This is a genomic window from Chromobacterium sp. LK11 (assembly GCF_001043705.1).
Taxonomy (GTDB): Bacteria; Pseudomonadota; Gammaproteobacteria; order Burkholderiales; family Chromobacteriaceae; genus Chromobacterium; species Chromobacterium alkanivorans.
The window spans coordinates 1-21,773 of sequence record NZ_LDUR01000041.1 but is presented as its reverse complement, the minus strand read 5'-3'; the positions used below and the strand labels follow the sequence as shown (position 1 = coordinate 21,773).

At 64.7% G+C, this 21,773-nt stretch carries 21 protein-coding genes and 4 tRNA genes; 15 read left to right on the top strand and 10 right to left on the bottom strand.

Translation table 11 applies throughout. The features are described 5' to 3' along the window. Window positions 1–154: 154 nt before the first annotated feature. Window positions 155–499: an H-NS family nucleoid-associated regulatory protein gene (locus tag VK98_RS20455; RefSeq protein WP_053077513.1), complete on the bottom strand. Its 345-nt coding sequence runs from the start codon at window positions 497–499 to the stop codon at window positions 155–157. A 462-nt stretch (window positions 500–961) separates the two neighbouring features. Between VK98_RS20455 and VK98_RS20450 the strand changes: the two genes are divergently transcribed. The 3 genes from VK98_RS20450 (at window position 962) to VK98_RS20440 (ending at window position 1,204) form a co-directional block, all read left to right on the top strand. Beyond that, a tRNA-Ala gene (locus VK98_RS20450) sits at window positions 962–1,037 on the top strand. Window positions 1,038–1,044: 7 nt separating this feature from the next. Further along, window positions 1,045–1,120: transfer RNA gene (locus VK98_RS20445), tRNA-Glu, on the top strand. Between the two features lie 8 nt (window positions 1,121–1,128). Next, window positions 1,129–1,204, top strand: a tRNA-Ala gene (locus VK98_RS20440). A 54-nt stretch (window positions 1,205–1,258) separates the two neighbouring features. On the opposite strand, the gene VK98_RS20435 is transcribed toward VK98_RS20440, so the two are convergent. From VK98_RS20435 to VK98_RS20420, 4 genes are all read right to left on the bottom strand, one after another. Further along, window positions 1,259–2,866: a diguanylate cyclase domain-containing protein gene (locus VK98_RS20435; RefSeq protein ID WP_053077512.1), complete on the bottom strand. Its 1,608-nt coding sequence runs from the start codon at window positions 2,864–2,866 to the stop codon at window positions 1,259–1,261. Continuing rightward, on the bottom strand, window positions 2,863–4,305 hold the full coding sequence (locus VK98_RS20430) for a sensor histidine kinase (RefSeq protein ID WP_053077511.1): 1,443 nt from the start codon (window positions 4,303–4,305) through the stop codon (window positions 2,863–2,865). Before VK98_RS20430 ends, VK98_RS20435 begins: the two co-directional genes overlap by 4 nt. Before the next feature lie 248 nt (window positions 4,306–4,553). Beyond that, window positions 4,554–4,629: transfer RNA gene (locus tag VK98_RS20425), tRNA-Asn, on the bottom strand. 95 nt (window positions 4,630–4,724) lie between these two features. Then, window positions 4,725–7,703 carry an Rne/Rng family ribonuclease gene (locus tag VK98_RS20420; protein WP_048415801.1) on the bottom strand — a complete coding sequence of 993 codons (2,979 nt, stop codon included), beginning with the start codon at window positions 7,701–7,703 and terminating at the stop codon, window positions 4,725–4,727. 522 nt (window positions 7,704–8,225) lie between these two features. On the opposite strand from VK98_RS20420, the gene VK98_RS20415 reads away from it, so the two are divergent. The 8 genes from VK98_RS20415 (at window position 8,226) to VK98_RS20380 (ending at window position 14,286) form a co-directional block, all read left to right on the top strand. Further along, on the top strand, window positions 8,226–9,161 hold the full coding sequence (locus tag VK98_RS20415) for an RluA family pseudouridine synthase (RefSeq protein ID WP_048415800.1): 936 nt from the start codon (window positions 8,226–8,228) through the stop codon (window positions 9,159–9,161). Between the two features lies 1 nt (window position 9,162). Then, window positions 9,163–9,822 (top strand): HAD-IA family hydrolase, encoded by a 660-nt coding sequence (locus VK98_RS20410; protein WP_048415799.1) that lies wholly within the window; start codon window positions 9,163–9,165, stop codon window positions 9,820–9,822. Next, window positions 9,798–10,160 (top strand): Rieske 2Fe-2S domain-containing protein, encoded by a 363-nt coding sequence (locus VK98_RS20405; protein WP_048415798.1) that lies wholly within the window; start codon window positions 9,798–9,800, stop codon window positions 10,158–10,160. Before VK98_RS20410 ends, VK98_RS20405 begins: the two co-directional genes overlap by 25 nt. 40 nt (window positions 10,161–10,200) lie before the next feature. Then, window positions 10,201–11,142 carry a S49 family peptidase gene (locus VK98_RS20400; protein ID WP_043590226.1) on the top strand — a complete coding sequence of 314 codons (942 nt, stop codon included), beginning with the start codon at window positions 10,201–10,203 and terminating at the stop codon, window positions 11,140–11,142. A gap of 19 nt (window positions 11,143–11,161) precedes the next feature. Beyond that, window positions 11,162–11,998 carry a flagellar motor protein MotD gene (gene motD, locus VK98_RS20395; RefSeq protein ID WP_048415797.1) on the top strand — a complete coding sequence of 279 codons (837 nt, stop codon included), beginning with the start codon at window positions 11,162–11,164 and terminating at the stop codon, window positions 11,996–11,998. Window positions 11,999–12,026: 28 nt separating this feature from the next. Further along, window positions 12,027–12,617 (top strand): malonic semialdehyde reductase, encoded by a 591-nt coding sequence (locus VK98_RS20390; protein ID WP_048415796.1) that lies wholly within the window; start codon window positions 12,027–12,029, stop codon window positions 12,615–12,617. A gap of 57 nt (window positions 12,618–12,674) precedes the next feature. Further along, window positions 12,675–13,703, top strand: a complete 1,029-nt coding sequence (locus tag VK98_RS20385; protein WP_048415795.1) for a quinone-dependent dihydroorotate dehydrogenase — start codon at window positions 12,675–12,677, stop codon at window positions 13,701–13,703. Window positions 13,704–13,818: 115 nt separating this feature from the next. After that, window positions 13,819–14,286 (top strand): glycine zipper 2TM domain-containing protein, encoded by a 468-nt coding sequence (locus tag VK98_RS20380; protein WP_048415794.1) that lies wholly within the window; start codon window positions 13,819–13,821, stop codon window positions 14,284–14,286. 87 nt (window positions 14,287–14,373) lie between these two features. Here the strand turns inward: VK98_RS20380 and VK98_RS20375 are convergent, their stop codons facing one another. The 3 genes from VK98_RS20375 to fur are packed head-to-tail and all read right to left on the bottom strand — an operon-like array spanning window position 14,374 to window position 16,221. Next, a complete protein-coding gene (locus VK98_RS20375; protein ID WP_048415793.1) occupies window positions 14,374–15,111 on the bottom strand; it encodes an arginyltransferase in 738 nt (245 codons plus the stop codon). After that, a complete protein-coding gene (aat, locus tag VK98_RS20370) occupies window positions 15,098–15,799 on the bottom strand; it encodes a leucyl/phenylalanyl-tRNA--protein transferase (RefSeq protein WP_048415792.1) in 702 nt (233 codons plus the stop codon). The genes VK98_RS20375 and aat overlap by 14 nt, the downstream gene beginning before the upstream one ends. Continuing rightward, on the bottom strand, window positions 15,796–16,221 hold the full coding sequence (fur, locus tag VK98_RS20365) for a ferric iron uptake transcriptional regulator (protein WP_019101530.1): 426 nt from the start codon (window positions 16,219–16,221) through the stop codon (window positions 15,796–15,798). The genes aat and fur overlap by 4 nt, the downstream gene beginning before the upstream one ends. 93 nt (window positions 16,222–16,314) lie before the next feature. On the opposite strand from fur, the gene VK98_RS20360 reads away from it, so the two are divergent. The 4 genes from VK98_RS20360 to VK98_RS20345 are packed head-to-tail and all read left to right on the top strand — an operon-like array spanning window position 16,315 to window position 19,284. After that, complete coding sequence (locus tag VK98_RS20360) at window positions 16,315–16,698, top strand: outer membrane protein assembly factor BamE (RefSeq protein WP_048415791.1); 384 nt, start codon at window positions 16,315–16,317, stop codon at window positions 16,696–16,698. After that, window positions 16,695–17,507 carry a 4-hydroxy-tetrahydrodipicolinate reductase gene (dapB, locus tag VK98_RS20355; protein ID WP_048415790.1) on the top strand — a complete coding sequence of 271 codons (813 nt, stop codon included), beginning with the start codon at window positions 16,695–16,697 and terminating at the stop codon, window positions 17,505–17,507. Before VK98_RS20360 ends, dapB begins: the two co-directional genes overlap by 4 nt. 36 nt (window positions 17,508–17,543) lie before the next feature. Continuing rightward, complete coding sequence (locus tag VK98_RS20350; RefSeq protein ID WP_048415789.1) at window positions 17,544–18,518, top strand: iron ABC transporter permease; 975 nt, start codon at window positions 17,544–17,546, stop codon at window positions 18,516–18,518. After that, the gene (locus VK98_RS20345; protein WP_048415788.1) at window positions 18,511–19,284 is read left to right on the top strand and encodes an ABC transporter ATP-binding protein; all 774 of its coding nucleotides are present in this window, start codon (window positions 18,511–18,513) and stop codon (window positions 19,282–19,284) included. Before VK98_RS20350 ends, VK98_RS20345 begins: the two co-directional genes overlap by 8 nt. Window positions 19,285–19,307: 23 nt before the next feature. Here the strand turns inward: VK98_RS20345 and folE are convergent, their stop codons facing one another. Both folE and VK98_RS20335 read right to left on the bottom strand, forming a co-directional pair. After that, window positions 19,308–19,946 (bottom strand): GTP cyclohydrolase I FolE, encoded by a 639-nt coding sequence (folE, locus tag VK98_RS20340; protein WP_048415787.1) that lies wholly within the window; start codon window positions 19,944–19,946, stop codon window positions 19,308–19,310. Between the two features lie 194 nt (window positions 19,947–20,140). Further along, window positions 20,141–21,655 carry a SpoVR family protein gene (locus tag VK98_RS20335; protein ID WP_048415786.1) on the bottom strand — a complete coding sequence of 505 codons (1,515 nt, stop codon included), beginning with the start codon at window positions 21,653–21,655 and terminating at the stop codon, window positions 20,141–20,143. Window positions 21,656–21,773 lie beyond the last annotated feature (118 nt).

Below are 21,773 nucleotides of genomic sequence, written 5' to 3'. Positions count from 1 at the left end.
TTTTCGCCTTGTCTCGCTCTTGCTCGCGAGATCGTAAACACGTTCTAAGTGCGGCTAACAAACTCCTGATGCCGCGTTGCGCCGACTTGTCGCGCTCAATTACCGCCCGCGTCGGCGCCTCGCCTCAGGCGTGAAACTGACAATGTCAGCCACTCTAAATCTGCCCCAGCTTCTTCTGACTCTTGATCACAAAACGCTCGCGGTCCTCCCCCCTGGCCTCCGCCTCCACCAGCCACACCGGCGGCCGTCCGCGGCCGGACCAGGTCTGGTGCGGCATCGCCGGGTTCTGGTACTTGGGCGTCACGCCGTTCTTGGCGTACAGCTTGGGCAGAATCAGGCCGTAAGCCATCGCCAAGCGCTCGATTTCCTCTATCCCCTTTTGCTGGCGCAATTGGACGCGATCAGTCAAAGTGTTCAGCAAAAAAACCGCCGCCTCCTTCAAAGCCTGGTCCGAACAGGAATCCAGCAAGTCCTCGTTGATCAGCACTTTTTTATTCATACACGCCTCCTAAGCTTCGCCGGGCCTTTGTTGCCGTTCAAGCTCCGGCCAACCGTCGCCCGCCGTCTCATGTCTACGCCATTCGTCATTAGCCGCCGATTTAAACCGCGCTTTAACGCCGTCCGGCATTAATTCTTTACGCTAATACTGGGCACGAACTGTTTTTTCATGAATATTCTATCTCCGTCACCCCAATGGCTTGGAATAGGAAAAAACTGATTTTTCCCAGAAAATCACGCCTTTGCGCGCCGGCGGCGCGACGCGGCAAAATCGCGCGCCGCCCCCTTAAAGCCAACGGCATGAAAAGCCCGCGTCTCCCCTCCTCCGGCCCTTTTCCCCCGCCACCCCGCCCAGGAGAAAATATTTTGAAAAAAGCCTTGCACAGCCTGAAAAGCCTAGGTATAGTTCGCTTCCTGTCGAGACCGACCGGGCGCAAGAGCCGGGAAGGATAAGGCAACCCGTGGGGGTATAGCTCAGCTGGGAGAGCGCTTGCATGGCATGCAAGAGGTCAGCGGTTCGATCCCGCTTATCTCCACCACAATTCAGTCCCCATCGTCTAGAGGCCTAGGACATCGCCCTTTCACGGCGGTAACCGGGGTTCGAATCCCCGTGGGGACGCCAGCAATACCGGGGGTATAGCTCAGCTGGGAGAGCGCTTGCATGGCATGCAAGAGGTCAGCGGTTCGATCCCGCTTATCTCCACCAAATATAAAAGCCGAAATCGAAAGATTTCGGCTTTTATTCTTTTCGGCTCAAATATTATTCAGCCGCCATCCTGAACTCGTTTTTCCCCGCCCGCTTGGCCTCGTACATCGCCCGGTCCGCCGCGTGCAGCAAACCGCCCAGATCCCCGCCGTTTTCCGGAAAAAAAGCCACGCCTATGCTGGCGGACACCGCGCACTCGCCGCCGGCCAAGGCCACCGGCTGCGCCAGCACGGTCAATAGCCGCCGCACCATCACGCCGCAGGACTCCGCCCGGTCCAAGCCCGGCGCCACCACCAGGAACTCGTCCCCGCCCAGCCTCACCACCAGGTCCTCGCCGCGCACGTGCTGACGCAGACGTTCGGCCATCGCCACCAGCAGCGAGTCGCCGGCCTCGTGCCCCCAGCCGTCGTTCACCGCCTTGAAGCCGTCCAGATCGATGAACAACAGCGCGATGCATTCATTGCGGCGCTTGGCCCTGACAATCTCCTTGTCCAGTTCCACCTGCAGAAAATGGCGATTGCCCAGACCGGTCAGCTGATCGTGGTAGGCCAGGAAATGAATATGCGCCTCCGCCGCGCGGATCGCCGAAATATCCGAGATGGCCAGCACATAGTGACCGACCCTGCCCTCGGCGTCGCGCACCACCGAGGCATGCTGCCAGCAGGGAAAGGTTTCGCTCCGGCGGCGGCACATCACCTCGCCCTGCCAGAAATGCCGCTCGCCCTCCAACCGACGGTAAAAACCCTCGCCATGCGGCTCCACATGCAGGCAATCGTCCGGATCGCTTCCCAGCGCCTCTTCGGCGCTCAAACCCGTCAAACGGTAAAAGGACTCGTTCGCCGACACGATGCGGCGCTGGTGATCCAGCACCAGAATGCCTTCCGCGCTGGCCTGAAACACTACGCTGGCCTGCCGCAGACTGACCTCGTTCAAATGCGCCTCGGTCACGTCCCGCGCCACCCCCACCCAACGCGCCGGCTCGCCCGCGGCGGCAAAATTGCGCCCGCAGAGCTCAACCCACTTCTCCGCGCCCTCCTCGCCAATCTTCACCGTGCGCTGCAAGACCCGCTCGGACCCCAACGCCCGCGCCAGCTCAGCCGCCTCGGCCTCCGCCATGCCCGGCAAGCCAGCCTGACCGCCCTCGGCGGCGGCGAATGGAAACGCGTCCAGAAACTCTTGCTCCCACGTCATCCCGCCGCGCTGACCACTCCACTCCCACACCCCCAGCCGGGCAGCCTCCACCGCCATGCGCAAGCGGCGGCGCTGACGCTGCTCCTCCACCTCCGCCCTGCGCCGCGCCAAGCCCATGCGCACCGAGGCGTTCAGTTCGCGCAACTGGTAAGGCTTCAGCAAATAGCCGTAAGGCGCACTGCCTTCCGCGTTGCGCAACATATCGTCCTCGGCGTAGGCGGTCAGAAAAATGGACGGAATCTGGAAACGCTCGCGTATCACGCGCGCCGCCTCGGTGCCCGGCACATCCCCGTCCAGATGAATGTCCATCAGCACCAGATCCGGCCTGTCCGCCCCCGCCCGCCTCACCGCGTCGTCCGCATTGGCGCAGACGCCGAGAACCCGGTAACCCAGGGACTCCAGGCTGGTCTGCAAGTCCAGCGCCACCACCCCTTCGTCCTCGACGATCAACAAACCGTTGTCCATATTCATTCCGCGCTCTCCGGCTCATCGCTGAACGCGATCTCCACGCAAGCCCCGCCCGCCTCGGGCCGCAACAAGCGGGCCTCCCCCTTCAATTGCCCCACCAAGGTGGGAACCAGGCGAAAACCCAGCGAACTGACCTCGCCCAGCTTCACCGACTCGGGGATGCCGATGCCGTCGTCCGACACCAGAATCCGGCAGCGCCCCCCATTGTCCCGTTCCAGCGCCACCTCCACCGTGCCGCGCCGGCCGGGAAACGCGTGCTTGAGCGCATTGGTCACCAACTCGTTGACCAGCAGGCCACAGGGAATCGCCCGCTGCATGCCCAGATACACCGCGGCGTCCATGCCGCGGCAACGCAAGCGCACCCCGCCCTCCGACACGCTGCCGCTCAGCAACTGGGTCAGCCGCTCCAGATAGAGCCCCACGTGAATCCGGGAAAAATCGCCGTGCTCGTACAAGAGCTGATGGATCAGCGCCATCGCGCGCACATGATTCTGACACTCGGTCAGCACCGCCACCGCCTCCGGCGGCGCCGAGCGCGTTTGCAGATTGAGCAGGCTGGAAATGACTTGCAGATTGTTCTTGACCCGGTGATGCACCTCGTTGAGCAAGGCGGTCTTCTCCTTCAGCGCCAGCTCCAGACTGGCCTGCGCCGCCTTGCGCGCGCTGATGTCGGTAATGGTGGCCAGCACCTGCAACTCCCCGCCGTCCCACACCGGAGTCAGGCCGATTTCGGCGGGAAACTCGCCGCCGTCGCGCCTCACCCCGAAAATCTCCTGCTGGCGTGCCATTTCCCGCGCCTCCGGGCGGCGCATGTAATTTTCGATCAGCCGCCCATGGCCGTCGCGAAAGCGCTCCGGCACCAGGCTGGAAATCATCACCCCCTCCATGCCCACGCCCAGATAGTCGAACATCGCCTCCGCCCGATGATTCGCCATCAGGATGCGCCCGCCCTGGTCTATCATCACCAAGCCGTCCAGAGCGGAATCCACCACCATGCGCAAGCGCGCCTCGCCCTCGCCGCGCAGGCGCTCGGCGCGCCGCTCCGCCGCCACGTCCCGGACCACGGCCACCACCCCCACCACCTCGCCCGCCGGCGCGCGGTACGGCAGATAGCTGATCTGCCACTCCCTGAGCGCCGCCCTGTCGCCGGGCCCCACCTTGGAGTTGACGCACACATCGAGCACCGGCTCGCCGCTCTCCATCACCCGCCTCACTAGCGACTCCAAGTAGTCGCCGATCTGCGGCAGCGTCTCCGCCACGCCGCGCCCCAGATGGGCGGAACGCGACAGGCCGTTGGCCTCGGCCAAACGCTGGTTGAGCAATCGATAACGCATCTGGCCGTCGATCAGCGCCAACCCCACCGGAACCGCCTCCAGCACATCGGACAGCACCTGTTCGGCGCAATCCAGCGCACCGCCTTCGCCCTTCAGGGATCCAGCCACCCGGCCTCCTCACGCCACCCCCAGCCGACGCGCGGCGCAACCGGAAACGGCCGCACTCAAGCGCGCAAACGAGGCAGTCAACTTGTTACCCGCTTGTGTTATATGACATATGGAATGGGAAGCAAACTGTTAAAATTGCTTAGCACAAGCCATTGGGACAGGCGCGCCGGGCGGCGCGAAACGGAAAGGAAGCCGCGACGGACGCGCGGAAACGCAAAAAGGCCACGCGATGCGTGGCCTTTGAATTCTGGCTCCCCGAGCAGGGCTCGAACCTGCGACCTGCGGATTAACAGTCCGTCGCTCTACCAACTGAGCTATCAGGGAATATCTCTTGCGAGAGAGGAGTATATTAACCAACCGCCTGAGCGGCGTCAATACCCGGAGCGCAAAATGCCTGCGCCCCGGGCCTCAGACCGCGCTCAAGGATTGCGGGTTTCCACCTGCACCAGGTCCGACGGAGCCGCCTCTTGCTGAGACTGACGGGTCACGTCGCGACGACGCGGTCCGCTCGGCAACACCGGCTCCTGCGCAGCGGGCGCCTCGACCACCGACTTGGTGGACACCATGACCAAGCCGCCCAGGCTTGCCGGTTCCGCCGCGGCGACGGCGCGGGTCTCGATCACGGCCGGCGCCGGAACTTCCGGCTCGGCTTGATCAAGCTGCTCCGGCTCGCTTTGCGCGACCAAGACTTCCGGCTCCGGCGCAAGCGCCGGCTCCGCAGCGGCGAACGCCTCGACGGCCTCCACCACGGCAGCCACTTCCACCGCCGGAGCGATCTCGACCACCTCGGCCGCCTCGACCACCTCAGACGGCTGCGCGACCTCGACGACCGGAGCCGCCTCGACTACCGGCAATTCAGGATCAAGCGCCGGCACCGCCGCTTCCGCCTCAAACGCTTCCCGCACCGGCTGCGCAACTTCAAGCGCCACGGACTCAACAACCGCGACGGACTCTTCGCGCTGCTCGGTCGCCGGGGCTTCAATCGCCTCGGCCGGAACCGGCTCGGCCGCCGCCTTGACAACGGCTTCCACCGCTACCGCGCCGGCAAGCACCGCGACCGCAACCGGCGCCGCTTCCGCCGCCGACAGAGCCGCGCCCTCTTCCTGAGGCGCCGCGGCCGGATCGTCGCGACGACGATCGCGACGGCTGCGGCGGCGACGGCGCTCATTGCGCTCTTGCTGCTCGGCGTCGCCTTCTGCGCGAACCTCGTCGGCCACCGGCTTGTTCAGCTCCAAAGCCTGCTCTTCCGCCTGCGGCGCCTGACGACGACGCGGCTCCTGCTGCGGACGCTCCTGCTTTTCCAGCTTTTCCGGACGCTCCTGCGGCGCTTCCTCGCGCGCCGGCTGCTGACGCTGCGCGTCCTTCAGCTCGCGCGGCTCGCGGCCTTCACGACCTTCGCGGCCGTTTTCGCGCTCGCGACGGCGGCCGTTGCGCGGCTGCTCGCCCCGCTCCTGGCGCTCTTCGCGTTGCGGCTGCTCCTTGCGCTCCGGACGCTCCTGGCGTTCCTGACGCTCGCCGTCCTGGCGCTCGCCGCGTTCGGCGCGCTCCGGACGGCGCGGCTTCTCGTCGGAACCCTGACGACGCTGCTCGTGTTCGCGACGCGCCTGACCGCCCGGACGGCGGTCGCCGTTGCGCTGGCGGTTGCCGCGTTGCTGCGACTGGGCCGCCGGCTTTTTCTTCTCGGCCGGCTGGGCCGCTTGTTCCGGCTCGGCGAACAGGCTCTTGATCCAGGAACCCAGCTTGCCGAACAGACCCGGCTCGGGCTCGGCCGCCTTGGCCGCCACCGACGGCGCCGGCTGCTGCGGAGTAATGCCTTTGACCGCGGCTTCCTGACGCTCCAGCTTCGGCTTTTCATGGCCAAAGTTGGTGATCACGTCTTCTTCCTGCACTTCCACCCGCTTGTAGCTCGGCGCTTCGCCGGCGTCGGCCAGGTCGTCGTGGCGCACGCGCACGATCTTGTAATGCGGGGTTTCCAGATGGATGTTCGGAATCAGCACCACGTCCACGTCCAGACGCTCTTCGATCGAATGGATTTCGGAACGCTTTTCGTTGAGCAGGAAGGTGGCCACGTCCACCGGCACCTGCGCGTGAACCGCGCCGGTGTTTTCCTTCATCGCCTCTTCCTGGATGATGCGCAGGATGTGCAGCGCGGAGGACTCGGTGCCGCGGATGAAGCCGATGCCGTGACAGCGCGGGCAGGTCTCGTGGCTGGTCTCGCCCAGGCTGGGCTGCAGACGCTGACGCGACAGTTCCAGCAGGCCGAAACGGGACAGCTTGCCCATCTGCACGCGAGCGCGGTCGTGCTTGAGCACGTCGCGCAGGCGGTTTTCCACGTCGCGCTGGTTCTTGGCGCTTTCCATGTCGATGAAGTCGATCACCACCAGGCCGCCCAGGTCGCGCAAGCGCAGCTGGCGAGCGATTTCCTCGGCCGCCTCCAGGTTGGTCTTGACCGCGGTGTCTTCGATGTCGGCGCCCTTGGTGGCGCGCGCGGAGTTGACGTCGATGGACACCAGCGCTTCGGTGTGGTCGATCACGATGGCGCCGCCGGACGGCAGCTGCACGCTGCGCGCGAAGGCGGTTTCGATCTGGTGCTCGATCTGGAAGCGGGAGAACAGCGGCACGTGATCCTTGTACAGCTTCACGCGCGACAGCATGTTCGGCATCACGTGGCTCATGAACTGGCGAGCCTGGTCGTAGATTTCCTCGGTGTCGATCAGCACTTCGCCGATGTCCGGATGGAAATAGTCGCGGATGGCGCGGATCACCAGGCTGCCTTCCTGCAGAATCAGGAACGGCGCGTTCTGAGCGCCGGCCGCGCCTTCAATCGCGCGCCACAGCTGCATCAGGTAACCCAGGTCCCACTGCAGTTCTTCCAGATTGCGGCCGATGCCGGCGGTGCGGGCGATCAGGCTCATGCCGTGCGGCACTTCCAGCTGCGACAGCAGATCCTTCAGCTCCTGACGCTCCTCGCCCTCGATGCGGCGCGATACGCCGCCGCCGCGCGGGTTGTTGGGCATCAGCACCAGGTAACGACCGGCCAGGCTGATATAGGTGGTCAGCGCCGCGCCTTTGTTGCCGCGCTCGTCCTTCTCCACCTGCACGATGACTTCCATGCCTTCGCGCAGCACGTCCTGAATGCGCGGACGGCCGCCGTCATAGCCCTGGAAATAAGAGCGGGACACCTCTTTGAACGGCAGGAAGCCGTGGCGTTCGGTGCCGTAATCGACGAAACAAGCCTCAAGGGAAGGCTCGATACGGGTGATCACACCCTTATAGATATTCCCCTTGCGCTGTTCCTTGCCTACTGTCTCGATATCGAGGTCGACGAGCTTCTGCCCGTCGACAATGGCAACGCGCAGCTCTTCAGCCTGCGTTGCGTTAAACAACATGCGTTTCATTTACATTCCTTGCGCAGCACTCACGCAAGGGATGCAGCCAGTATTTGACGGCCCAGTGACTATTGATGGGCGCTTTCCGAAAGAAGTGTCGATGTAAAGATCGAAAAAAACAGTGGTGACAAGCCTACTTCCTGAAAATCGATCACACGCAGACCTGACTCATGTGCGCAATTGGCGCTCCGGGATCGCCGGCCTGCCTCAAAGGGCAGGACATACAGTGCAGGGGGGCTAGCATGCCGGGTCAAACTTCGCTGCAAAATTTCCTGACTGGCTTAGCATCAGGAAATGGAATACTCGTGAGTGCGTTATGCGTACAAATGCATTACCATCGCTGCTTTTCGGTGAGCGAGTTAACCTTGGCTGCAAACGTCGCGAGCGGCATCAGGTCAGGGTCTGTAAATCCCTGCCGGCCGTCTCCAACCTCTTGCAGCAGCGCCACGCAACATGCCGTGACCTTGGCTTGACATTTCGCCGTCATCTTGGTGCAACACACCTAGGGACAGCGCCAGAAGTATAAGCAATATGACAGACATTCGCAAAGATTCCGTCTCCTTCGTCCAAGTGGACGACGGCGACGCCGGCCAACGCATCGACAACTACCTGGTGCGCTTGCTCAAGGGCGTGCCCAAGAGCCATATCTACCGCATCCTGCGCTCCGGCGAGGTGAGGGTGAACAAGGGCCGCATCGACGCCGCCTACCGCGTGCAGGCCGGCGACGAACTGCGCATTCCGCCGATACGCGTGGCCGAGCGCGCGGAGAAGAACGTGCCGGCCGCCACCTTCCCGGTGGTGTACGAAGACAACGCGCTGCTGGTGATAGACAAGCCGGCCGGCGTGGCGGTGCACGGCGGCAGCGGCGTGTCCTTCGGCGTGATCGAACAGCTGCGCCAGGCGCACCCGGACTGGCGCTATCTGGAGCTGGTGCATCGGCTGGACCGCGAAACCTCCGGCCTCCTGATGCTGGCCAAGAAGCGCTCGGCGCTGACCAAGCTGCACGACATGATGCGCGCCAACGTGCCGGACAAGCGCTACCTGGCGCTGGGCATAGGCCAGTGGCCGGACGACGCGCGCCAGGTCAAGCTGCCGCTGTTCAAGTTCCACACCCCGGACGGCGAACGCCGCGTGCGGGTCAGCGACGCCGACAACGGCCAGTACGCGCACACCAATTTCGCGGTCAAGGAACGCTTTGCGGAATTCACGCTGGTGGAGGCCCACCTGCGCACCGGCCGCACCCACCAGATCCGCGTGCACATGCAGGCTAGCGGCTGCGCGATCGCCGGCGACGAGAAGTACGGCGATTTCGCGCTGAACAAGGAACTGGCCAAACGCGGCCTGAAACGGATGTTCCTGCATGCGCGCAGCCTGTCCCTGCCCCATCCGCTGACCGGCGAGCCGCTGAAACTGGAAGCGCCGCTGCCGCCGGAACTGGAACGCTTCCTGAAAAGCCTGAGGTCTTGAGATGAACAATCGCTTCGATCTGGTCGTTTTCGACTGGGACGGCACCCTGATGGATTCCACCGCCCACATCAGTCAGTCCATCCAGCAGGCTTGCGCCGACCTGTCCCTGCCCGTCCCCAGCCGCGAGCAGGCCAGCCACGTCATCGGCCTGCGGCTGGCCGAGGCGCTGCAGCAGGCCTGCCCGGCCGCCAGCGCCGAACAGCTGCCGCGATTGACCGAAGCCTTCCGCCACCATTACCACGCCAACCAGCACCAGGTGACCCTGTTCGACGGCGCCGTGGAATGCCTGAACGCCATCGCCGCCAGCGGCGTCTTCCTGGCGGTGGCCACCGGCAACAGCCGCGCCGGCCTCAACCGCCTGCTGGAACAGACCGGGCTAGGCCCGCTGTTCCACGCCACCCGCACCGTGGACGAATGCCATTCCAAGCCGCATCCGGACATGCTGCTGTCGCTGACCGAGGCGCTGGGCGCGGAGCCGCGACGCACGCTGATGATAGGCGACACCAGCCACGACTTGCTGATGGCCGGCAACGCCGGCTGTCACGGCGTCGGCGTCAGCTTCGGCGCCCACGACAGCGAGCACCTGGAGAGCTGCGCGCCGCTGGCGCTGTTCCACTCCTACCCCGAGCTGCAGACATGGCTGCTGCCGAAACTCGGATAATCTGCGCCGCGGCCGAGCTGCAGGACGGCGGCCGCGCCTGGCGCTTCGAGATCGAGCAGGCGGACGGCGCGCCGCCGCTGCCCGCCTTCGCCGTGCGCTACCGCGGCAAGGTCTACGCCTACGTCAACGCCTGCCGCCACATCCCGGTGGAACTGGATCTGCGCGACGGAGAAGTCTTCGACCTCAGCGGCCATTACCTGGTGTGCAGCATGCACGGCGCCTGTTACGAGCCGCACACCGGCTATTGCGTGTCCGGCCCCTGCCGCGGCCAACGGCTGATCGCCGTGCCCGTCTTCGAACAGGACGGCGATATCTGCATCAATGTCATGCCGTCGTGAACTTTGCTAGACTCCTGGAATTATTCAGGGAGCACCACACATGAGCGACACCTCCAACCATTGGGAACGCCAATTGCTGGAAAAACTGGCCAGCGCCGCGCTGGTGGAACAACGCCGCGCCCGCCAGTGGAAGATTTTCTTCCGCATGATCTGGCTGATCATCATCGGCTTCGTGCTGTTCAGCCTGTTCATGCGCAACGAGGACAAGGCCGCCGCCGGCCTTTCCGGCTCCGGCCACACCGCCGTCATCACGCTGGACGGCGTGATCGACAGCCAGAGCGACACCGCCAACAAGCTGAGCCAGGCGCTGACCGACGCCTACGGCGACAAGAGCACCAAGGGCATCATCATCGACGCCAACAGCCCCGGCGGCAGCCCGGCGCTGTCCGGCATGGCCTATGACGAGATCCGCCGCCAGAAGAAGCTGCACCCGTCCGTCCCGGTCTACGTGGTGGTCAGCGAAGTCTGCGCGTCCGGCTGCTATTACATCGCCTCCGCCGCCGACAAGATCTTCGTCGACAAGGCCAGCATCGTCGGCTCCATCGGCGTGCTGTCCGACGGCTTCGGCTTCACCGGCGCGATGGAAAAACTGGGCGTGGACCGCCGCCTGCGCACCTCCGGCGAAAACAAGGCGATGGGCGACCCCTTCTCCCCGGTCAACCCCAAGCAGGAAGCCATCCGCCAGCAGTTGCTGGACGACATCCACCAGCAGTTCATCGCGGCGGTCAAGGCCGGACGCGGCCAGCGCCTGGCCAACGATCCGCAACTGTTCTCCGGCATGGTGTGGCTGGGCGACAAAAGCATTCCGCTGGGCTTGGCCGACGGCCTGGGCACGGTGCGCTCGGTGGCGCGCGACGTGATCAAGGCGGAGAAAACCGTCGACTATACTCAGCAAGACGATCTGTCCAGCCGCGTGGCGCGCAAGATTGGCGTGGAGTTCGCCGGCGGCGTGAAGAGTCTGTTCGACACCAAGCTGTTCTGATCAACCGGCAAGGCACACCATGGCGCGCAGAAGAAAACGGCAGGAAGAAGAACACGAGAACCATGAACGTTGGCTGGTTTCCTACGCCGACTTCATCACCCTACTGTTCGCCTTCTTCGTGGTGATGTACGCGATCTCCTCGGTCAACGAGGGCAAGTATCGCGTGCTCTCCTCCGCCATCGTGGACGCCTTCCGTTCCGGCTCCACCATCAGCGTCAACACCACCCCGCCCAGCGGCGGGGCCAACACCATGATAGAAATCCCCGAGACCAAGCCCATCGCCAAGGCGGTCAAGGGAGATCATCAGGCCGAGAAAAAAGCCAATACCGGATCGGCCCAGGGCGACGAAAAAACCCGGCTCGCCAACCTGACCCAGGACCTGGCCAAGGTGATGGACCCGCTGGTCAAGAGCGGCCAGGTCACCATCACCCACAGCAGCAAGGGCGTCACCATAGACATCCGCGACACCGCGCTGTTTCCCACCGGACAGGCGCAGCCCAACGAACAGTCGCGCCAGCTGATGGCCAATATGGCGCTGCAGCTGGCCAAGGTGGACAACCCGATCCGCGTCGAAGGCTTTACCGACAACGTGCCCATCCGCAACTCCTACTTCCCGTCCAACTGGGAGTTGTCCGCCTCGCGCGCCGGCAGCGTGGTGCGCCTGTTCCAGGAAAACGGCATCAATCCGGAACGGCTGGTGGCGGTGGGCCGCGGCTCCAATCTGGCGGTGGGCGACAACGCCACCGCCGACGGCCGCGCCAGCAACCGCCGCGTCGCCATCACCGTGCTGGCGAGCGGGCTGAGCGACGCCGAAGTGCTGTCGCCGCAAGACGCATCCATGGCCAATGGCCGCTAACACCCCTGTTTCTCTAGAGGAGCACGATATGAGCACCCCGATTCATCATTCCGCGCTGGAACAGCTGTTCCTCAACGCCCGCACCCACAGCCACTGGCAAGACCGCCCGGTCACCGCCGAAACCCTGCATCAGCTGTTCGACCTGCTGAAAATGGCGCCCACCAGCGCCAACTGCTCGCCGGCGCGCTTCATCTTCGTGCAAAGCGACGCCGCCAAGGCCAAGCTCAAGCCCTGCCTGGCCGAAGGCAACGTCGAAAAGACCATGGCCGCGCCGGTATGCGTGATCGTGGCCCAGGACATGCGCTTCTACGAACACCTGCCCAAGCTCTACCCGCACGCCGACGCCAGAAGCTGGTTCGAAGGCAACGACGCGGCGATCCAGGCCACCGCCACGCGCAACAGCAGCCTGCAGGGCGGCTACCTGCTGCTGGCCGCGCGCTCGCTGGGGCTGGACTGCGGCCCGATGTCCGGCTTCGACAACGCCGCGGTGGACCAGGCCTTCTTCCCGGACGGCCGCTTCAAGTCCAACTTCCTGGTCAACCTGGGCTACGGCGCCGCGGACAAGCTCTACCCGCGCTCGCCGCGCTTCGACTTCGACGAAGCCTGCCAGATTCTTTAATCCCCCCGCCCCATGCCCGGTTATAATGCCGGGCATTTTGCTGCCTGGAGAAACAAGATGCTCTATTCGCTTCTGCGCCCGCTGCTGTTCCGCTTTGACGCAGAGACCGCCCACGAACAGACGCTGGCCATGCTGGACCAGGCGCACAAGCTGCGCCTGAGCACGCTGGCCTGCCACGGCGCCACGCGCAAGCCGGTGCAGGCCATGGGCCTGACCTTCCCCAACGCAGTGGGGCTCGCCGCCGGGCTGGACAAGAATGGAGCGCATATCGACGCCTTGGCCGCGCTGGGTTTCGGCTTCATCGAAATCGGCACCGTCACCCCGCGGCCGCAGCCGGGCAATCCCAAGCCGCGGCTGTTCCGCCTGCCCGAGCACCAGGCCATCATCAACCGCATGGGTTTCAACAACCTGGGCGTGGACACCCTGCTGGACAATGTGCGCCGCTGCAAATTCCAGGGCGTGCTCGGCATCAATATCGGCAAGAACGCCGCCACCCCGATCGAAAACGCCGCCGACGACTACCTGGCCTGCCTGGACAAGGTCTACGCCTACGCCAGCTACGTCGCCGTCAACATCTCCTCGCCCAACACCAAGAACCTGCGCCAATTGCAGGAGGGCGACGAGCTGGGCCGGCTGCTGGCGCAATTGAAACAGCGCCAGCAAGCGCTGGCCGACAAGCACGGCCGCCACGTGCCGCTGGCGCTGAAGATCGCGCCGGATCTTGACGACGATCAGATCGTCGCCATCGCCCGCCTGCTGACCGAGCACCGCATCGACGGCGTCATCGCCACCAACACCACGCTGTCGCGCGAGGCGGTGGCCGGCCACCCGCTGGCGGAACAGGCCGGCGGCCTGTCCGGCGCGCCGGTCAAGGACCGTTCGACAACAGTTATTCGCAAATTAGCCAAGGAACTTGACGGCGCCCTGCCTATCATAGGAGTTGGCGGCATCCTGTCCGGGCGGGACGCCGTGGAAAAACTGGATGCCGGCGCCAGCCTGGTTCAAGTCTACAGCGGCCTGATCTACCGAGGCCCGGCGCTGGTGGCCGAATGCGCGAATGCGATCGCAGCGCGCGCCAAACCCTGAACAACAGCACGCGCGGCCGCGCACGGGCGCTCCAAGCCAGGAAGCCCGGCGATAGGCCCGCGGCGACCATCCCGGGGCAAACCGGCTCGCTTACATAACATTGGGACTCACTCTTATGAACGCAAAACAACTGATTCGTCTTTCCGCCGTCGCGCTGCTGAGCGCCGGCGTGCTCACCGGCTGCGCTACCTCCGACTCCGCGGCCGTCTACTCCAAGGGCCAGATGCGCCAGGCGCAGACCGTGCAGCTGGGCACCGTGGTGTCGGTGCAGAACGTGAAAATGGAAGGCAGCAACAATGAACTGCTGACCCTGGGCGGCGCCGCGCTGGGCGGCCTGGCCGGCAGCAATATCGGCGGCGGCAAGGGCCAGATCGCCGGCGGCATCGTCGGCGCGCTGGCCGGCGGCTTCGGCGCCCAGGCCGCTCAACGCGGCCTGAGCAAGAACGCGCTGGAAATCACCGTCAAACTGGACGGCTCCGGCCGCATGATCTCCATCGTGCAGGAAGCCGACATCCCGTTCAGCGCCAATCAGCGCGTGCGCGTGCTGACCGGCGGCGGCAACGACCGCGTGGTGCCGTTCTAAGCAAGGCAAACGCTCAAAACCAAAAGGCCGGGAAACCCCGGCCTTTTTCATTGCCTGCGGCGCGCCGCCCCGTTCACGGGGCTGCGCTCACTCGCTCCGCGGCCTGGACAACTCCACCCAGCGCCCGTCCATCAAAGCCTGCAAGGGCTGGTACATCGCCTTGTAGGACATCTTCTGGCATTCGCGTATCCAGTAACCCAGATACAGGTGCGACAAGCCCAGCCGCCGCGTCAGCTCCGCCTGCCACAACACGTTGAACACGCCCAGGCTGGACTTGGCGTCGTCCGGATCGTAAAAGGTGTAGACCGCGGACAGGCCGTCGGCCAGCCGGTCTATCAGGCTGACCATCTTCAATTCGCCGTCCAGGCGAAACTCCGCCAGCATGCTGTCCACCCCGCTTTTCAGGATGAATTCCGAGTACTGCTGCGGATCGTCGTCGGACATGCCGCCGCCGGCGTGGCGCGATTGCTGATACCAGCGGTACAGCGCGTAATGTTCGGCGTCGAACTCCAGCGGCAGCAGACGCACCTGCATCGCCTCCAGCCGGCGCGCCACCTTGCGCTGGGTGCGGCTGGGCTCGAAGCGCTCCACCGGAATCCGCACCGGCACGCAGGCCTGGCAGCTGTCGCAATAAGGCCGATAGGTATACAGACCGCTGCGGCGGAAGCCCAGCTTCACCAGCTGGCTATAGACCTCGCCATCGATCGCCTCGGCCGGGATCGCCACCTGAGAGCGCGCCTGGCGCCCCGCCAGATAGCTGCACGGATAAGGCGCGGTGGCGTAGAAATGGATGGCCACAGTCGGGCCGGGATCACGATGGCTCATTGGTATACCGGTAGTTCCACATCGCGGCGGGCTGCGCCCGTCGGGCATTCTCTTTCAGAGTAGCAAGAAATGTCTGACGCGAAACCAACTTGGCGCCCAGGCTCTGCAAATGGCGGGTGTGCATCTGGCAATCTATCATCGTCACGCCCTGCGTCCGCAAATGACGCACCATGTGGATGAAGGCCAGTTTGGACGCGTTGCTGCAGCGGGAGAACATCGATTCGCCGTAGAACATCAGGCCCAGGCCGATGCCGTACAGGCCGCCGACCAGCTCGCCGTCCACCCAGGTTTCGAAGGAATGGGCATAGCCCAGCCGGTGCAGACGGCAATACGCGTCCACCATCTCCGGCACGATCCAGGTGCCCTGCTGCTGGGTTCTGGGCTCGGCGCAGGCCGACATCACCTCGCGGAAGGCGGTGTCCACGCGGATCTCGTAAGGCTGATTGCGCAACACCTTGTCCATGGAGCGGCTGACTTTCAGCTCGTCCGGGCACAGCACCATGCGCGGCGCCGGCGACCACCACAGAATGGGCTCGCCTTCGGAAAACCAGGGGAAAATGCCTTGGGAGTACGCAGCCAGGATGCGCTGCGGGGATAGATCGCCTCCGGCGGCCAGCAAACCGTTGGGTTCGCGCAGAGCCAGCCGCACCGGAGGGAAGACCGGCTCAGGACCGAGCCAGGGGATCATGCCTTCTTGGCGTTGAGGCAGTCCGGGCACTCGCCGTACATGTACAGCGCGTGATCGACGATGCGGAAGCCGTGCTGCTCGGCGATGCGGTCTTGCAGCGCCTCGATCTCCGGATCGAAGAACTCGACCACCTTGCCGCAGCTGACGCACACCATGTGATCGTGATGGCCGCCCTGGTTCAGCTCGTACACGGCCTTGCCGGTTTCGAAATGGTGGCGCACCAGGATGCCGGCCTGCTCGAACTGAGTCAGCACGCGGTAAATGGTGGCAAGGCCGATGTCGATATTTTCCGCAAGCAGCTTGCGGTAGACATCTTCCGCCGACATGTGGCCGGCGTGCTCTTCCTCGAATAGATCGAGGATTTTCAAACGCGGGCCGGTGGCCTTGAGGCCGATATCTTTAAGGTGACTGGCTTTGCTCATCGTGATATAAAGTGGGTCGATTTCAGATCATGATAAAGCCTTTTCACGGCTTTGCCTAATTACCGCCTCATAACTTTTAGGTCACGGAGTATCATGCGCGCCCTGATTTTTGCCGCCGTCATTGCCCTCTCCGGTTGCAGTTCGATGAACCCTCTGAACTGGCTCAGCCCGCACAAGATGGAAATCCAGCAGGGCAATTATGTCACAGAGGATGCCGTAGCCAAACTTAAACCGGGCATGACTCGCTCGCAAGTGCGTTTCCTGTTGGGTTCTCCGCTACTGGCCGACGCGTTTCACGCCAACCGCTGGGACTACACCTATAGCGACATCAAGCAGGGCAAGCTGGACAAAAGCAGCAACCGCCTGCTGACCGTCCACTTCAACGGCGACGTGCTGGAGCGCGTGGAAGGCCAGGCTCAGCCGGCCGAGCGCCCGCCGCTGACCGCCTCCGCGCCGGCCCAGGAAGCCAAGCCATGAGCGCCACCCCGCTGAAACTGGTGGTCGTCGGCGCCGGCGGCCGCATGGGCAAGACCCTGATCGAAGCGGCGCTGACCGCGCCCGGCGTGGCGCTGCACGCCGCGGTGGACCGCCCCGGCTCGGAATTCATCGGCCAGGACGCCGGCCTGTTCATCGGCAAGCACACCGGCGTCAAGATAGGCGGCGACTTCCTGCAGGCGCTGGAAGGCGCCGACGCCGTCATCGACTTCACCCGCCCGGAAGGCACGTTGGAGCATCTGGCCGCCTGCGCCGAGCGCGGCGTGCAGATGATCATCGGCACCACCGGCTTCGACGAAGCCGGCAAGGCGGCGATCCGCGCCGCCGGCGACAAGATCGGCATCGTGTTCGCCGCCAACTTCAGCGTAGGCGTCAACCTCACCTTCAAGCTGCTGGACATGGCGGCGCGGGTGCTGGACGACGGCTACGACATCGAAATCATCGAAGCCCACCACCGCCATAAAGTGGACGCGCCGTCCGGCACCGCCTTGCGCATGGGCGAAGTCATCGCCGACGCGCTGGGCCGCGACCTGAAAGAATGCGCGGTCTACGGCCGCGAGGGCGTGACCGGCGAACGCGATCCGCAAACCATAGGCTTCGCCACCGTGCGCGGCGGCGACGTGGTCGGCGACCACACCGCCTTGTTCGCCGCCATCGGCGAGCGCGTGGAAATCAGCCACAAGGCCTCCAGCCGCGCCACCTTCGCCAACGGCGCGGTGCGCGCCGCGCGCTGGCTGGCCGGCAAACCGCACGGCCTGTTCGACATGCAGGACGTGCTGGGCCTGCGCTGAGCGCCGGCGGGGAGCCCGCTCCCCGCCTCTCCTCCCATGCGCCTCCTTCCGCTGACCCTAGGCCTCGCCGCAGGCCTGATCCTGCTCTCCCTGGTTTCACTGCTGCACGGCAGCGGTGTCAACGCGTCCCTTCTGCTGGCCGGCCATCCGCCGCCGGAACTGGAATGGCAGCTGCTGCTGGAACTGCGCTTGCCGCGTCTGCTGGCCAGCGCCAGCGCCGGCGCCTTGCTGGCCAGCGCCGGCGCGGCGGTGCAGGCGCGATTCCGCAACCCGCTGGCCGAACCCGGCCTGATCGGCATCAACAGTGGCGCGGCCTTGGCCGCCGCCGCCGCGCTGAGCCTGGGCGCCGGCCTCTACGCCGTGTCCGCCTCCGCCTTCGCCGGCGGCCTGTTCTCCCTATTGCTGATCCGCCTGCTGGGTCAAACCCAGCAAGGCGGCAGCCGGCTGATCCTCAGCGGCCTGGCCATCAGCTCCTTGCTGGGCAGCCTGCTGACCCTGCTGATCACCACCCTGCCCGACGGCTCCTTGCGCGTGGTGATTTTCTGGCTGATGGGCAGCTTCGCCAGCGTGGACTGGCCGCAAACCTTGCTGCTGTGCGCGGCCACGCCGCTAGTCTGGCTGGCGCTGCACCGGCAATGGCGCTTTCTCAACGCGCTGCAACTGGGCGAAACCGCCGCCTTTCACCTGGGCTTTGAAGTGCGCCGCCGCGAATGGCAGGTGGTGATCCTGGCCGCGCTGGCCGCCGGCCTGGTGGTGTCCGCTTGCGGCATGATAGGTTTCATCGGCCTGATGGGCCCGCACCTGGCGCGGCAACTGGTGGGCGGCAACGCGCGCCGTTTGCTGTGGATCGCGCCCATGCTGGGCGCGCTGCTGGCCATCGCCTCGGACTGGCTGGCGCGCAGCCTGCTGGCGCCCAGCGAGCTGCCGGTAGGCGTGATCACCAGCCTGATCGGCGCGCCCTTCTTCCTGTGGCTGCTGCGGCAAAGCGCGGAAAAGGACGGCCATGCTTGAAGCGCGCGCCGTCAGCCTCGTTCGCCAAGACCGCCTGTTGGTGGAATCGGTGTCCCTGCGCGTGACGCCGGGCGAACTCAATGTGGCGCTGGGCCCCAACGGCGCCGGCAAGAGCAGCCTGCTGGGCATGCTGGCCGGCTTGCACGCGCCCAGCGCCGGCGAGGTCTGGATGGCCGGACGGCCGCTGCGCGGCCAATCCGCCGCGCAACTGGCGCGCCAGCGCGCGGTGGTGGAGCAAAATCCGTTGACGCCGGCCGGCTGGAGCACGGCGGAGCTGATCCAGGCCGGCGCCTACCTCCTGGCCCCTGCCGACGACGCCTGCCGCCGGGCAATGGAGCTGACCTGCACCGAGGAGCTGGCGCAGCGCCAGGCGAGCACGCTGTCCGGCGGCGAGCAGCAACGCGTCCACCTGGCGCGCGCGCTGTGCCAGTTGCTGGCCTCCGCGGAGACGGAGCGCTATCTCTTGCTGGACGAACCCACCGCCGCGCTGGATTTCGCGATGGCCGACGCGCTGCTGGCGCAGGTGGCCCGCATCTGCCGCGACTTGAACATCGGCGCGCTGGCGGTAGTCCACGATCTGAACCTGGCGCTACGCCACGCCGACAATGTGCTGCTGTTGAACGAAGGACGCGCCGCCGGTTTCGGGCCGACGGCGGACATCATGCGGCGGGAGCAGTTGGAGGCGGTTTACGGCGTGCGGCTGGCGGAGCTGAGCAGCCGGGAGCACGCCTTGCGCGCCTTCGTGCCGCTGCCCCACTCCCATTAAAACCGGTTCGCTAGCCGCTGAATTCAGCGATGCGGCGTCTGCTTGCACTCGCTGAGAAAACGCGCGCGGTCGGCCTCGCCCACTTCCCCGGCGAAGCCCTGGGTGATCACCGCTTCCGCGCCGCGCCGGTTTTCCCCCAACTGCAAGCACATCTGCTTGGCCTGAATCACGCAGGCCGCACCCTTGGCCATGCCGTGCCGCACCAGCGCGTCCGCCACTTCCTGACAGATCCATTCCTGGTAGTTCAAACGGTGGGAGATCACGTCGATCAGCCGCGCGATGCGGCCGAAGCCGTGCAGCCGTCCGCCCGGAATGTAGGCGACGTGGGCGATGCCCTCGAAGGGCACCAGGTGGTGCGGACACAGGCTGTGGATGGAGATGTTGCTGATGATGACCATCTCGCGGGAATCGTCTTCAAAACCGCAGCCCAGCACCTCGCTCGGATCGGCGGCGTAGCCGTCCAGCAGGCGGTCGCGCCAGAACGCGCTGACCCGCTCCGCGGTCTTGCCCAGATGCGGATCGCCCTTCGGCTGAAAGCCGCAGGCGGTCAGCAAATCGGTCACCGCGCGTTCAAACGCGTCCTTGTCGAACGAGCGCAAACGCTCCACGCCCACTCTGGGCGCGCGCTCAGGCGCGGGATGATCGCAATGCTGGTGGTCCATATCGTCTCCCTTGTGGCTGCTTGCCCAATGTCCGCCGCGTTCCGCTCTTTGCGCCGTGGAACACGGCGGCGGCTTGCAATCGAAATAGGGTTTCGAGAGCGGCCGGCAGGGAAAGTTGCATCCGCCGGCGGCATGAAAAACCCGGGGCGGCGACGCCGGCCCCGGGTTTGCGACTATATCACAGGCCGCCGCCGCTACACGCGCGCGCCTTCCAGATTGGATTTCATCTCGTAGCTCTGCTTGACGTCGCCATTGCCGTCCACGCTTTCCAGCCTCACGTCGAAGCCCCACAGCCGGCACACGTGCTTGAGCACCTCGTTGGCGCTGTTGTCGTCCAGCGGCCGGCGGTTGTGCATGGTGTGGCGCAGCACCAGGCTGCGGTCGCCGCGCACATTGACCGACCACACCTGGATATTGGGCTCGCGCGAACCCAGATTGTACTGCTCGGCCAACTTGCCGCGGATGTCGCGGTAGCCCATGTCGTCGTGGATGGCGGACACCTCCAGCTTGTCGTCGTGGTCGTCGTCGCGAATCGAGAACAGGCGGAAATCGCGAATCAGCTTGGGCGACAGATACTGCGAGATAAAGCTCTCGTCCTTGAAGTTCTTCATCGCGAACTCCAGCGATTCCCGCCACGGCGTGCCGGCCAGGTCCGGAAACCAGGCGCGGTCCTCGTCGGTGGGGGCTTCGCAAATACGCTTGATGTCCTGATACATCGAGAAGCCCAGCGCGTAGGGGTTGATGCCGTTGTACCAGCGCGCCGTCACCGGCGGCTGGTAGACCACATTGGTGTGGCTCTGCAAAAACTCCATCATGAAGCCGTCGGTGACCATACCCTTGTCGTACAGGCGATTGAGAATGGTGTAGTGCCAGAAGGTGGCCCAACCCTCGTTCATCACCTGGGTCTGGCGCTGCGGGTAGAAGTACTGCGCCACCTTGCGCACGATGCGCACCACCTCGCGCTGCCAGGGCTCCAGCAGCGGCGCGGATTTCTCGATGAAGTACAGCAGGTTTTCCTGCGGCTCCGGCGGAAAACGCGGCGGCGCCTTGTCGCTGCCGTCCTTGTCGCGCTTGGGAATGGTGCGCCACAAGTCGTTGACCTGGGTCTGCAGGTATTGCTCGCGCTCTTCCTGGCGCGCCTGCTCCTTGGCCAGAGACAGCTTCTGCGGCCGTTTGTAGCGGTCCACGCCGTAATTCATCAGCGCGTGGCAGCTGTCCAGCAAGTCCTCCACCGCGTCGATGCCGTAGCGCTCCTCGCACTTGGTGATGTAGCTCTTGGCGAACACCAGGTAGTCGATGATGGCCGAGGCGTCGGTCCAGGCGCGGAACAGATAGTTGCCCTTGAAGAAGCTGTTGTGGCCGTAAGCGGCGTGGGCGATCACCAGCGCCTGCATCGTCATGGAGTTTTCTTCCATCAGATAGGCGATGCAGGGGTTGGAGTTGATCACGATCTCGTAGGCCAGGCCCATCTGGCCTCGCTTATAGCTTTTCTCGGTGGCGACGAAATGCTTGCCGTAGCTCCAGTGATGGTAATTGACCGGCATGCCCACCGAGGCGTAGGCGTCCATCATCTGCTCGGCGGTGATGACTTCCAGCTGATTGGGATAGACATCCAGCTTGAATTCATCCACCGCGATGGTACGTATCTGCCGGTCGTACTCGTCGACAAGGTCGAAGGTCCATTCGGACCCGGTAGAAATGGGTGTCATGTTGCTGTCCCCTTGGCAAGACCGCTAAGAACCTGTTTACGATCTGATGCGCGTCGGCGATACGGCGTTGAAACCGAGCTCAAAATGCTCATGTACCACGAGTACATTCCGCTTTTTC